Genomic DNA, 12,904 nt, shown 5'->3' with positions numbered 1-12,904 from the left:
GACGTGCTGCGCGGACAGGCCTCTGTGGGCCGGACGGCATACGCCGCCCGTTCCAGAAGCGCGTCGACATTCGCTAAAGGATTCTCCATGGAAAAACAGGCATTGATCATCGGCGCGACCGGCATTGTCGGCGGCAATCTCGCGCAACATCTGCTCGCATGCGGCGACTGGCACGTAACGGGCCTTTCGCGCGGACGCACGCCACCGCAAGGCGGCATCGATTCCGTCAGCGCCGATCTCGCTTCGCAGCAATCCGTTGCCGACGCATTGCGCGGCCGTCAGTTCAGTCATGTGTTCTTTACCGCGTGGTCGCGACAGGCTACCGAGCGCGAGAATATTCGCGTCAACGGGGCAATGGTCAAGCATGTGCTCGACGCGCTCGGCCCGACCGGCACACTCCGGCATGCGGCGCTCGTCACGGGGCTCAAGCATTACCTCGGGCCTTTTGAAGCGTATGCGCAAGGCAATGTGCCGCTTACGCCGTTTCGTGAAGAACAGGGCCGGCAAGCCGTCGATAACTTCTACTACGAGCAGGAAGACCGCGTGTTCGAAGCCGCGCGGCAGTATGGCTTCGGCTGGAGCGTGCACCGCCCGCACACGATCATCGGCTTCGCGCTCGGCAATGCGATGAATATGGGCGTGACGCTCGCGGTCTATGCCACGCTGTGCAAGCAGACGGGCCAGCCGTTCGTGTTCCCCGGCTCCGCCGCCCAATGGGAGAGCCTCACCGACATGACCGACGCGCGGTTGCTTGCGCGGCATCTCGCATGGGCGGCGACGTCGCCGAATGCGCGCAACGAAGACTTCAACGTCGTGAACGGCGATGTGTTCCGCTGGAAATGGATGTGGTCGCGCATTGCCGAATACTTCGGCATCGCGCCCGCACCGTTCGACGGCCGGACGCGGCCGCTCGAAAGCCGGATGCAGGACGCCGGCAAGCAATGGAAAGAGATCGCGGCGCGCCATCGGTTGAAGGAGCCCGACGTGAACGCGCTGGTTTCGTGGTGGCACACGGACGCCGATCTCGGCCGGCCGATGGAAGTACTGACGGACATGAGCAAAAGCCGCAAGGCGGGCTTTCTCGATTATCAAAGCACGCCCGATGCGTTCTTTGCGCTGTTTGACCGGCTGAAGGCGGAGCAGATCATTCCGGATTGAAAGCACGGCGATCGCTTGCCCGCGCGTGTGTCGGCGCGGCTTGCACCGCGGCGTACAAGGCACTATGCGCGCGGTGTCGCATCGCCAGGCTTCTCGACCAGTTCGTCGTAGACGGACCCGGATGCGTCGAGGACCGGCCCGCGCTGCGGCCGGTAGACGTGCAATTTCCACGGCTCCGGTTCGAAGCGGGACAGCACGCGCACGAGCCTTGCCGCTTCGATATACTGGCGCAGCGGATACAGGACGCGTTGCACGCCAGCCTGCGCCGCTTGCAGACCGATTACATCGATCTCTACCAATGCAACGGACGTCCTGACGCCGCTCGAAGAAACCCTGCACGCCCTCGACGATATGGTTCGCCAGGGCAAAGACGCTATATCGGTGTCTCGAACTGGGCCGTGGCGCATCGCGACGGCGCTCGGCATATCGCGAACCGCGCGCGTGAGCGAGCCTCAGCGGCCGGAACGCAGCCGGGGCGGTAACCAGCGTCCCGACGTCACGGACCATGTCACACATGCGCCGTAAAGCGTCATCGCGCACGCACCGATCGCAAAGAACGCCGTCAGCGACGACGTGATCGCGAGTACGATCGAGCCCACTCCGGCAAACAGGGCAAGCCGCAGGGCGCCGGCCGTCAGCGGCCACACGAGCCGGCCAGCGCCCTGCGACGCGAAATACAGCGAGAAGCCGAGCGCAAAGAATCCGTAAAACGGACCGACGATGTGCAGATACAGTGTGCCGGTTTCGAGCAGGCGCTCGTCCCCTCCAAACAGACGCAGCCACGCGTGCGGCCAGAGCGCCGCCGCGATGCCGATGACCTCCGAGATCGCACACGCGATCATGCCGCCCGTCAGCGCGATATCGCGCGCGCGATCGAGCTGGCCGGCGCCGATATTCGCGCCGACCAGCGCAACCATCGGCGCACCGAGCCCGAACGCGATCGGCATCAGCAGGTATTCGAGGCGCGCACCGGTCGCGTAGCCCGCGAGCGCGGCGGTCCCCGCATGCGCACCGACCGCCGCGGTCGTCGCCGCAATCAACGCGTTGGTGAGAATCGGGTTCACGCACGCAAGACCGCCAACGGTGAGGATATTGCGCAGCGTCGCCCATTCCAACGAGCCGCGCATCAGGCGCGCCGCGTTGCGGCCGCTGATGCAGTACCACGCGAGAATCGCCGTGCCGGCCGCGTAATAGGCGACGAGCGCATACGCCCCTCCCGCCACGCCGAGGCGCGGCGCGACACCGAAGCCGAAAATCAGGCACGGCGACAGCGGAATCAGCAGCACGGCGCCGCCGCAGATCACGACGCCCGGCACCAGCATGTTGCCTGTGCCGCGAATCACGCTCGCAAGTGCATTCATGATCCACATGAACACGAGTCCCGCAAATAGCACATGGCCATAGGTGGTGGCCGCATCGAGCGCCGCGCCGCGAGCGCCGAGCAACGCAAACAACGGCCGTGCAATCGTTACGAGCACCGCCGAAAACACGATGCCGATCGCCGCATTCATCGCGACCGCATGGCGCGGCAGCCGGCCGGCAAGCGACGCATCCCCGGCGCCGAGCGCACGCGCGACCGCCGACGAGATGCCACCGCCCATCGCGCCCTGGGACATGTTCTGCATCAGCATCAGTACCGGCACGACGACGGCAACGCCCGCGAGCACGCCGGTGCCGAGCTTTGCGAGAAACCAGGTTTCGACAAGGCCCGTCGACGATTGCGCAAGCATCATCAGCATGTTCGGCCACGCCATGCGGATCAGCGTCGGTGCGATCGGTGCGTCGAGCATCGAACGCAGGCGCGGATTGTCGGCATGCAGCGCGCGCGGGGAAGTGGAATTGCTGCTCACGGATGAAAGCTCACGACAGGCTCGGGAAAAGTATTGGCATATGCAATCAAATCGGTTGCTCGCAATTTACTTGCATATGCCGATATTGGTCAAGCTGCCGTACACTTGCCGTGAATCGAATTCGCGGCATCGGTGTGCGTCATCGTTGTGCATCGTGCCTGCTGCAAGGAGCCAAACGATGCCGCCGTCCATTCTCAAAGACCCGCTGGTCTGCAACGGCGCCGCGCTGCGCAAGGCAACGCGGCGCATTAGCCAGCTGTATGACGCGTTCCTGCTGCCGTGCGGGCTCAGCGTGTCGCAGCGTTCGATACTCGTGCATATCGAACGCGCGGGTCGTCCGACGATGAGCGAACTCGCGTACGCAATGGTGCTCGATCGCTCGGCGCTTGCGCGCAATATCAAGCCGCTCGAACGCGCCGGTTATCTGGTGCAGGTCCCCGACAAAGTCGACGGCCGCAGCAAGCGTGTCGAACTTACCGCGCAAGGCAAGGCAAAACTGACGCAGGCGAATCGCCTATGGCGAAAGGCGCAAGGCCGTTTCGAAGAGGTATATGGAGAAAAGCGCGCCGCGGCGCTGCGCGTTGCGCTTGCCGAACTGTATTCCGATGAATTCGCCAATGCGTTTATGGGAGCGCACGACGACGGGACGCAGGCATAAAAAAGCGGCGCCAGACCACCTCGCGCACCGAACAGAGCGATGGCCGCGACGCACCGCCCCCCGCCCAGCAAGCGTGAGCGGAAACTTTCGACTGCACCGCACCGATTCGTCTACGCTGTTGAAGGCAGGCTGAAGGCCAGCGAGGGCGTCGCGGTGCACCCGCGTCGCCCCCGCAGTGCTTCCTGCAGTGCTTACCGCAGTGCTCCCCGCAGTGCTCCCTATCGATAGCGGCGCCGACGCAGCGCCAGAGGACGATCCGCCATGAGCAACGAGTCAGGTTCGACACCGGGCAGTGCTTCCGAACCCGGTCAGCCGGTCGACGACGCGTTCGAAGCCGACGATGCATCGACCGCCGAGGACCCGTCGGTGCTCGCCCATCCGCGTTTCGCGCAAATGTTTCCGGTGCTCGAAGAAGCGGAAGTGGAACGCCTGCGCCGCTTCGGCAGCCTTTCGCGCTTCGGCAAAGGCGAACTGCTCTATCAGGCTGGCCGCCCGTGCCCCGGCATGTTCGTTCTGCTAGCGGGCAAGGTGCGGATCATGGGCCGCGACGGCCTCGGTCACGAGCGGATTATTCATACGTATACGCACCGCGGCGATTTCACGTCCGACGTCAGCCAGCTATCGAACAAGCCCGCAGTCGTCGACGCGCATGTCGTCGAAGACGTCAAAGCGATCCTGCTGCGGCCTGACGGGCTCAGCAACATGATGATCAGCGAGGCGGACATCGGCGAAAAAATCATGCGCGCGCTGATTCTGCGCCGCATGCTCCTGATGGAGCGCGGTCATGGCGTCGTGCTGGTCGGTTCGTCGAGCGATGCGCAACTGCTTGCGTTGCAGAACTTCCTGCGGCGCAATGCATTCCCGAGTTCTACGCTCGACGCCGCTCAGGATGCAGAAGCCATCGCCCTGCTCGAGCGCCTGACGCCGCAGCCCGACGATTTTCCGCTTGTCGTGTGCCCGAACGGTACGGTGTTGCGCAATCCCGATGAGGGGCAACTCGCGACGTGCCTCGGCCTGATTCCGGAGTTCGATCCGACGCACGTCTACGACGTCGCGATCATCGGCGCCGGGCCGGCGGGGCTCGCGACAGCCGTGTATGCCGCTTCGGAGGGCCTCTCGGTTGCCGCGCTCGATTGCCGCGCGCCCGGCGGCCAGGCGGGCACGAGTTCGCGCATCGAAAACTATCTCGGCTTTCCGACCGGCATCACGGGCCAGGCACTCGCGGCCCGCGCCTTCAACCAGGCGCAAAAGTTCGGCGCGCACATCGGCATCCCGTGCGAAGTCACCGCGCTCGATTGCGAGCGGCAACCGCCCGTCGTCGCACTCGCGGACGGCCGCCGCATTACGGCGCGCACGGTCGTCATCGCGAGCGGCGCCGAATACCGGCGTCCGTCCGTCGATGAACTCGCGCGCTTCGAGCGCGGCGGCGTCTATTACTGGGCCACGCCGATCGAAGCGAGGCTGTGCCGGAAAGAGCCCGTGCTGCTCGTCGGCGGCGGCAATTCGGCGGGGCAAGCGATCGTCTTTCTCGCTGCGCATGCGGAGCACATTCATGTGTTCCTGCGCAGCGCGAGTCTCGCGAAGAGCATGTCGCACTATCTGGCCGAACGCGTGATGTCGCTGCCGAATGTCACCGTTCATACGCGTATCGAACTGACCGCGCTCGAAGGCGCCGCGCGTCTCGAACGCGTGCATTACCGCGGCGCGGGCGGCATCGAAGGCAGCATGACCACGCACCATCTGTTCGTGTTTATCGGCGCAGAACCGAATACGAGCTGGTTAAGCCGCTGCGGCGTGCTGCGCGACAGCAACGGCTTCGTGCTGACCGGCACCGATCTGGCCGACGTCGGCGTGCCGTCGATGCCGTTGCAGACGAGCGTGGAAGGCGTGTTCGCAATCGGCGATGTGCGTTCCGGGTCGACCAAGCGCGTCGCGTCGGCAGTCGGCGAAGGCGCGGCCGTTGTTGCACAGATTCATGGCTTTCTGGCGGCCACGCGTTGAGACTGAACCCGAGCGCAGCCGACGAGAATCGACTCAAACACCGGCCCACGCCGGCACCACAAGCAGATAGACAAACCCGAGCAACGACCCGGCTGTGAGGAAGATCAGGAGCGTAAAGCCCAACACGCGCTGCACGCCGAGGCCCGCGATCGCCACAACCGGAATCGCCCAGAACGGCTGCAACAGGCTGCCCGCCATTTCACCCGCGGCGATCGCCATCGACGTGCCGGGCAGCGACGCGCCCAACTGCATCGCAGCCGGAATCGTGAACGGACCCTGTACGGCCCAGTGGCCGCCGCCGCTCGGAATGAACAGCGTAATGACGCCTGAGGCGAGATAGCTGAGAAACGGCAGCGTATTGCCCGACGCGACATGGATGTATGCATGCGCAACCACTTCATCGAGTCCGGTCGCGCCCATGATCCCCATGATGCCGCCATAAAACGGGTATTGCAGCAGCATTGGCCCCGTCACTTTCGCCGCTTCGGTCACGGCACCGACATAGCGGCGCGGGCTGCCGTGCAGACAAAGCCCCGCAAGCAGAAAGATGAAGATCACCGTGTTGATGTCGAGATTCACGCCATGGCGAATCCACTGCATGGCCAGATAGCCGGCGCCGGCCAGGACGAACACGAGTGCGCAGATTCGCGAACGCTCGAGCATGCCCGCGAACGTTCCCGCACGCGAGTCGTCGACCTGCTCGATCTTCTTCTCCTCCGCCTCGATCACGCTGGCATCGGCCGCGATCACATCCTTGTCGGCGGGACGCATCAGGATGAACACCACTGGAATCAGGACCATCGCGGCCACGCCCGCGAGCAGATTCCATCCAGTGAACACGGTATGCGCCAACGGAACGACGGCGTGCGTGTGCTGCTCCACGATATTGAGCGGATTGCCGGGCGACGCAATCGATAGCGCAATCGAGCTCGACATGCCGGTGAACGCCCACAGCACCCACGAACTGTAAGCGGCCGCGACGAGCCACGCGAAATCCACGCGCACCTGTTTTGCCACCTGCTTCGACAACAACGCGCCGACGACGAGCCCGAAGCCCCAGTTCAGGAACGTCGCGACCGCGCCGACGCCGAACACGAGCAGCACCGCCGAAACCGGCCCGACCGCCAGCAGGCTCACACGGCGCAATCCGGCCTTGATCAGCGGCGCACTCGCGAGCGCGTAACCGGTAACCAGAACCAGCACCATCTGGAACGCGAACGTGAAGATGCCGAAAATGCCCTTGTACCAGCCGGTCAGAATCGTATCGGGCGCGCCTTTCGGGGCAAACGCGAGCGACAGCGCCGCGACCATCGCCGTCAACAGGATTACGATCACGAACGGGTCCGGCATCACGCGCTCGAAGAGATACACGCACGACGAAACGGCGCGTTGTAGCAAGGTCTTGTGGTCGCCTTCGGAACGGGAAGCGGACTGCGGCCGGACCGCGAGCGGCGAAGTATCATGGGTTTCCACAATGTGTCTCCTGACCATGGGTCTTTATCAGAGCCGCCAGGTTCGACCGATATGCCGTTGGTATCCGGCCTTTTTTCGGGTGGCAGCCACGCCTCGCGCTTCGATCTATGCCATCTCCGACACCTTCGCCGGCGTTTCTCCGACCGGCGCGATCTGCAGTTCGCGCTCCTTGCGCTGCAGCGCCATCAGAATCTGGCGCGCCCGCCGCAGGGCCTTGTCGGTTTTGAGGAACAGTTCCGAGTAACCGTCATCGGGATATTCCATCATCTGTTGCTGTCGCTCGAGCGCCCACTGGTCCTGCTCGACCACGGCCGGGAACATCTCGGCAACCTTGCGTGCGGTCGGCATGTTCGGATCACTAAGCGTCGTATGCCACCCTTTGCACGACACGTTCCAGCGCCAGACCAGATTGCACTCGTCGACCGGCAGATGCAGATGCAGCAGCGTATAGCCGCGTTCCCTGTCGGTGCCCAGTTCGCCTTCGGGCGCGACGCGCATCACGACGCGCGTGAGCCCGGGGCTGACCATGCAGTGCGTGTGAATCCGCTCGACGGTGTCGTACAGGAACCACTCCTTCAGATACGGAGGTTGCCGATAGCCGTGCACATGGCGCGTCGTGCGCACGAACGTATGTCCCTCGCTGTCCCCTTCTTCGAGTTCGACCGGAATCCGGCTGTTTTCCTTGTCGCCGATATTGCCGTCGTGCAGCGGATAAAAGTGCGTGATATCGAGCAGGTTCTCGATCAGCAACAGGTAGTTCGCCGGCACATGGAGCGGCCCCGGCGAGCCGATCGACAGATTGTCGGGGGCGGTGACCTCGGGCGTGCGCGGCGGCGCAAATCGCTGCGCGCCGGCGGGATTGCCGGGCCAAACCCATACCACGCCGTCCTGCTCGCAAACCGGCACGACACTGAGCCGCGCCTGAGGCGGAACCGGCTTGTCCGGTGCGGACGGAATCGCCACGCAGCGACCCGACGTGTCGTAGCACAAACCGTGATACGCACATTCGAGATGGCCATCGTCGAGCAGCCTGCTTTGCGACAGCGGAAAGCGCTTATGGCAGCAACGGTCGTCGAATGCGACGACCTCGCCGCTTTCCGCACGCCACATCACGATCGGCCGGTTGACGATCTTGTGACCCTGCAACTGGCCCGCGGGAAACTCCGCTGAAAAGCCGATCGGATACCAGCAATCCTTGACGTATTCGAATGTACTCATGACAAGCATCCTCTCCAGAAGAATGGGGACGTCGATGCAACCGGACATCGCGGTCCGGCATGTGCTGCTACAGGATGGTCTTCGCGGCTAGTTAGATATCGAGCACGAGCGTCCGGCTCTTCGCGCGCGCACAGCAGATCATCACGAACTCCTCACGGTCTTCATCGTCGAGCACCGTGTCGCGATGGACCGGTTCGCCCGCGAGATAACGCGTCATGCAGGTACCGCAATAGCCCTCGCAACACGAAGTATCGACATCGACGCCATTGGATCGGAGCACGTCGACAATCGACTCGCCCGGTTGCACGGTGAGCGTTTTTTGCGAGCGGCGCAGTTCGACGTCGAACGGAGCGTCTGTTTCGGCGACGCTATCGGCGCCGTTGGCGCGCGCGGCATCCGCCGCGGCGCCCGCGGAAAAGCGCTCGCAATGCCGCGTCGTGGCCGGCCAGTGCGCGCTTGCCGCTTCGATCGCGTCCATGAGCGGGCCCGGGCCGCAATAGTAGAGATGCGTACCGGACGCATAGCCGCTCAGCGTCGACACGAGATCGAGGCCGTTACGCGGGTCGCCATTATCGAAATGAACCGACGCCTGGCCGCTTTCGACAAGCGGCTTCAGTTCGTCGAGAAACGCAGCGCGTTGTGCAGTGCGCGCGCAATAGTGAAGGTGGAATGCCTGTCCGCGGCGGCGCACCTCGTCGAGCATCGCCATGACCGGCGTAATACCGATCCCGCCGGCGATAAAGACGTGGCGGCCGGCAGTCTCCGAAAGCGCGAAATGATTGCGTGGCTGGGAAATCAGAAGCTTCTGGCCCGCGCGCAGTTCGTCGTGCATGGAAATCGAGCCACCGCGGCCTCGCGGATCGCGCAGCACGGCCACCACATAGCGATGCCGCTCCTGCGGCGAGTTACAAAGCGAATACTGGCGTATGACGCCGCCGGCGAGATAAACGTCGATATGCGAGCCCGCCGTGAACCGGGGCAGCCATCCTCCATCCGCGCTCACGAATTCGAAAGCGTTGATATCGTCGGCGAGTGCCGTGATCGACTTGAGACGGACTTCAAGCTTCGTGTGCCGCGCTTCGTCGGCGCAAACGGGGGCCTCCTCACGGGCGAGGACCGCTTCCATGTCTTCCTCCTGGTTTCGCAGCGACAGTCTGTGCGAGGCCTGATGCGGGGCTCATGCGCTGTGCCTGAAGGAAAGATTAGGCGCGCGAAAGCATGAACTCAAACGAGTAATTCGCGCGGCAATGTATCAAGATTGTTGATCTGTTGTTATGCGATGCAGCATTTTCGCGGCCACGCAGATCGTTAAACATCCTTCTTACGAACGATCAGGGCCGTCCACACGCTCGAAATCGCTGACTTCGCTAGCCAGCTCCGCAATTGCCCGCGCAAGCGAGTACGAATGGCCTTCGGGACAAGCCGCAATGAACTCGACCGGTTCGAGCGGATTCGTTACGTGAACAATCGCGAGCTTGCCCTGTTCGAGTTCCTGCCTGTACGACCGCACCGGCAGATACGACACGCCCATGCCGGCAATCGTCATCGACGCGGCTACCGCCACGCTTTTGCAGCGCGCAAGATACCGGCAGCGCGCATGTTCGCTCATGAACCAGTCCTCGAGCGCGGCGTAGTGAAACGACGACTGCTTCATGCCGATGACCGGATAGCGGGCCAACTCGTGCGGGCTGTAAGTACGATCGCCAAGCGCGAGCGCGGGGCTCGCCATCCATTGAAAGTCGACGACGCCGAGCGACAGCGTCGATAGATCGGGCGTTCGCGTATGCCCCGGCGCAAGCACGAGCTCGAGCTCCGCCTGGCGCAGGCTCGCCATCAATTCCGCGGTCAACGCCTCTTCGATTTCGAGCCGCACATTCGGGTAACGCTCCGCAATCACGGTGATGAGCCGCGGCAGCCACGTCGTCGTCACGACCTCGGCCACGCCGAAGCGCACGACGCCCGAGACCGCTTCGGGCGCGCCGACGCGGTGTTCGAGTTCGGTCGACAGATCGAGGATCCGGCTTGCGTAGTCCATCAGCTCGCGGCCCTTCGGGGTCAGGCGCGCGGTGCGATGGGTCCGGTCGAAGAGCTCGACGCCAAGCGCGCGCTCGAGTTCGCGCACGCGCATCGAGACAGCCGATTGCGTTGCGTACAGGCGCTCGGCGGCCGCGGCGAAGCTGCCGAGCTTGACGGTCCAGAAAAACGTCTCCAGTTGCTGAAGGGTCATGGAATCTCTACGTATGTCGTTATCCGTAGAAGTTTAAGGAGTCGCTCAAGACGGGTCTGCAATGGAAAGCCCCTATGCGCCGCCTTTCGCGCAAGAGACCCGGGGGGGCCGAATCGAGACCTTCGGCGTGACCGTGCGGAAAATGACGCCCGAACAATTGGGCAAGGCAAGCGCGCTCGCCACGCGCAAACGTCTCGATTGAGCTGGCAAGCAAAGCGGCTGCTGGAAGCTATGCGGTGCCGGAGACCTCTTCCAGCACCACGACGCTGCGCGCTTCAATCCGGCAGCGATCGCTCTCGGTCGCAGTCGCTTCAGATGTCGCGGACGCGATATCGCGCGGACTTTCGAGCGCGGTGTCCACAATGCGCCGCCAGCACCGCCCGTCGAGCGCGGGCAGCGCCACATCGCGAGGCGACGCGTTCATATTGAGCACCACATGCAGCAACGGTTCGTCGGGCTCTTCAGCGCCGAGCGTAAAAGCGAGCAGCCGCGCACCGTGGTCGTGCCACGCGGGTTCATTCAGGCGCTCGCCATGCCACGCGACGTCTGGGTGCGCCTGGCCGGGCACGGTCGTTCCCGTCATAAAACGGCTGCGCCGCAGGCTCGCGTGACGCCTGCGCAGCGCGATCAGTTCGCGCACGAAGCGCTTCATGTCCGCCGCTGCTTTCGAAGGCTTCCAGTCGAACCATGCAAGCGCGTTGTCCTGGCAGTAGACGTTGTTGTTGCCACGCTGGCTGCGCAGCGCTTCGTCACCGGCGAGAATCATCGGCACGCCCTGGCTCAGTAGCAGAATCGCCATGAGGTTGCGCGCCTGACGCTCGCGCAACGCGATGATCGCCGCGTCGTGCGTCTCGCCTTCCGTTCCGCAATTCCACGAAAGATTGTCGTTGCTGCCGTCGCGGTTGTCGTCGCCGTTGGCCTCGTTGTGCTTCATGTCGTAGCTGACGAGATCGCGCAGCGTAAAGCCGTCATGGCACGTGACGAAGTTGATGCTATTCGCGGGCAGCCTGCCGTCGTCCGCATAAATATCCGCGCTGCCCGCCATGCAGGTAGCCACCTGCCCGACGAGTCCAGGCTCGCCGCGCACGAACCGGCGGATCACATCGCGATAGCGGCCGTTCCATTCGGCCCACGCCATGCCAGGAAACGCGCCGACGTGATAAAGGCCTGCCGCGTCCCACGCTTCCGCGATCAACGGCACGCGAGACAGCACACGCGACGCTTCGAGCGACCACGGCAGCGGCGGATCGCCCATCAGCTCGCCATGCGGACCACGCGCGAACACGCTCGCGAGATCGAAGCGGAAACCATCGACACCGAGTTCCTCGACCCAGTATTCGAGGCATCGAACGATAAACGCGGTAACGAGCGGATGGTTGCAATTGACCGTGTTGCCGCAGCCCGTGTAATCGAGGTACTGGCGCCGGTCGCCCGCATCGTGCTGATAGAAAATGTCATTCGCGAGGCCTTTGAAATTGATGACCGGCCCTGTTGCGCCCGCTTCGGCTGTATGGTTGAACACAACGTCGACGAGCACCGCGATGCCGGCATCGTGCATCGCATCGGTCAGGGCGCGGAATTCCTGCGGCGCGCGCGCAGGGTCGCGGCAATAACGCGGATGCGGGCTGTAATAGCTGTGCGTGCTGTAACCCCAGAAATTGACGAGCCCTTGTCCGGCCGCCACGGGCGGAACGTCCTGTTCGTCGAATGCCATCACCGGCAACAGTTCGACGTGCGTCACGCCAAGCTGCTGCAGATACGGAATCTTTTCGATCAGTCCCACGAACGTTCCCGCATTCTCGACGCCGCTCGACGGATCGCGCGTGAAGCCGCCGACGTGCAGTTCGTAGATCACCGCATCGGTAAGCCCGCGCGAAGCGCATTGCGTCGCCGCGATGGCCCGCGGTTCGAGCGGCGCCGTGACGATTGCGCGGTTCGTCGCGTGGGCGTTGTTTAGCTGATCGCCAACGGGGCGCCGGACCCACAACCTGTGGTCGACCGCACGGGCGAACGGATCGAGCAGTTCTTTCGTCGCGTCGAACGCGCGGCCCGTCAGTTGCGTATCGTGCGGACCATCGAGGCGCCACGTATAGCACGTATGCGGCGGCAGGCCCTCGACCAGCACATGCCAGTAGAAAAACGTGCGATTGCTCCGCGACTCGAGCGCGACGATCTGGAACGGCTCCGCGCTATCGGGCGCCTCGTACAGCAGCAGTTCGGCGCGCGTGGAGTAGCGGCTGAAAATGCAGAAATTGACCCCCTCGGGCAGCGCGGTCGCGCCCGGCGGAAATCGGGAGCCGGCGCACACCGCGTAGACGT

The 12,904-nt window shown here is 63.8% G+C and carries 10 protein-coding genes and 1 pseudogene; 4 read left to right on the top strand and 7 right to left on the bottom strand.

The genetic code is table 11. From position 1 onward, the window contains the following. Window positions 1–87: 87 nt before the first annotated feature. Window positions 88–1,158, top strand: coding sequence for an SDR family oxidoreductase (locus QYH69_RS13385; RefSeq protein ID WP_308832336.1), 1,071 nt, complete (start codon window positions 88–90; stop codon window positions 1,156–1,158). 62 nt (window positions 1,159–1,220) lie between these two features. Here QYH69_RS13385 and QYH69_RS13380 read toward each other — a convergent pair whose 3' ends face one another. Further along, on the bottom strand, window positions 1,221–1,457 hold the full coding sequence (locus QYH69_RS13380) for a hypothetical protein (RefSeq protein ID WP_308832335.1): 237 nt from the start codon (window positions 1,455–1,457) through the stop codon (window positions 1,221–1,223). On the opposite strand from QYH69_RS13380, the pseudogene QYH69_RS36085 reads away from it, so the two are divergent. After that, window positions 1,392–1,587 (top strand): annotated as a pseudogene (locus QYH69_RS36085) (aldo/keto reductase); the annotation flags it as partial. The gene QYH69_RS13380 and the pseudogene QYH69_RS36085 overlap by 66 nt on opposite strands. A gap of 23 nt (window positions 1,588–1,610) precedes the next feature. Here QYH69_RS36085 and QYH69_RS13375 read toward each other — a convergent pair. Then, window positions 1,611–2,948: an MATE family efflux transporter gene (locus QYH69_RS13375; RefSeq protein WP_308832385.1), complete on the bottom strand. Its 1,338-nt coding sequence runs from the start codon at window positions 2,946–2,948 to the stop codon at window positions 1,611–1,613. 238 nt (window positions 2,949–3,186) lie between these two features. Here QYH69_RS13375 and QYH69_RS13370 point away from each other — a divergent pair, with 238 nt between their 5' ends. Next, a complete protein-coding gene (locus QYH69_RS13370; protein WP_308832334.1) occupies window positions 3,187–3,666 on the top strand; it encodes a MarR family winged helix-turn-helix transcriptional regulator in 480 nt (159 codons plus the stop codon). Window positions 3,667–3,927: 261 nt separating this feature from the next. Further along, complete coding sequence (locus tag QYH69_RS13365) at window positions 3,928–5,667, top strand: FAD-dependent oxidoreductase (protein ID WP_308832333.1); 1,740 nt, start codon at window positions 3,928–3,930, stop codon at window positions 5,665–5,667. A gap of 33 nt (window positions 5,668–5,700) precedes the next feature. Here the strand turns inward: QYH69_RS13365 and QYH69_RS13360 are convergent, their stop codons facing one another. The 5 genes from QYH69_RS13360 to glgX all read right to left on the bottom strand — a co-directional run bounded on the left by QYH69_RS13360 (window position 5,701) and on the right by glgX (window position 12,893). Next, the gene (locus tag QYH69_RS13360) at window positions 5,701–7,140 is read right to left on the bottom strand and encodes a TIGR00366 family protein (protein WP_308832332.1); all 1,440 of its coding nucleotides are present in this window, start codon (window positions 7,138–7,140) and stop codon (window positions 5,701–5,703) included. Between the two features lie 105 nt (window positions 7,141–7,245). Next, window positions 7,246–8,358, bottom strand: a complete 1,113-nt coding sequence (locus QYH69_RS13355; protein WP_308832331.1) for an aromatic ring-hydroxylating dioxygenase subunit alpha — start codon at window positions 8,356–8,358, stop codon at window positions 7,246–7,248. A 91-nt stretch (window positions 8,359–8,449) separates the two neighbouring features. Further along, window positions 8,450–9,484, bottom strand: coding sequence for a PDR/VanB family oxidoreductase (locus QYH69_RS13350; protein WP_308832330.1), 1,035 nt, complete (start codon window positions 9,482–9,484; stop codon window positions 8,450–8,452). Window positions 9,485–9,679: 195 nt separating this feature from the next. Next, the gene (locus QYH69_RS13345; RefSeq protein ID WP_308832329.1) at window positions 9,680–10,585 is read right to left on the bottom strand and encodes a LysR family transcriptional regulator; all 906 of its coding nucleotides are present in this window, start codon (window positions 10,583–10,585) and stop codon (window positions 9,680–9,682) included. 229 nt (window positions 10,586–10,814) lie between these two features. Beyond that, window positions 10,815–12,893 carry a glycogen debranching protein GlgX gene (glgX, locus tag QYH69_RS13340; protein ID WP_308832384.1) on the bottom strand — a complete coding sequence of 693 codons (2,079 nt, stop codon included), beginning with the start codon at window positions 12,891–12,893 and terminating at the stop codon, window positions 10,815–10,817. Window positions 12,894–12,904 lie beyond the last annotated feature (11 nt).

This window comes from Paraburkholderia sp. SARCC-3016, assembly GCF_031119615.1.
Classification (GTDB): domain Bacteria; phylum Pseudomonadota; class Gammaproteobacteria; order Burkholderiales; family Burkholderiaceae; genus Paraburkholderia.
The sequence above is the reverse complement of the archived record's forward strand: the minus strand, read 5'-3'. Positions and strand labels throughout refer to the sequence as shown.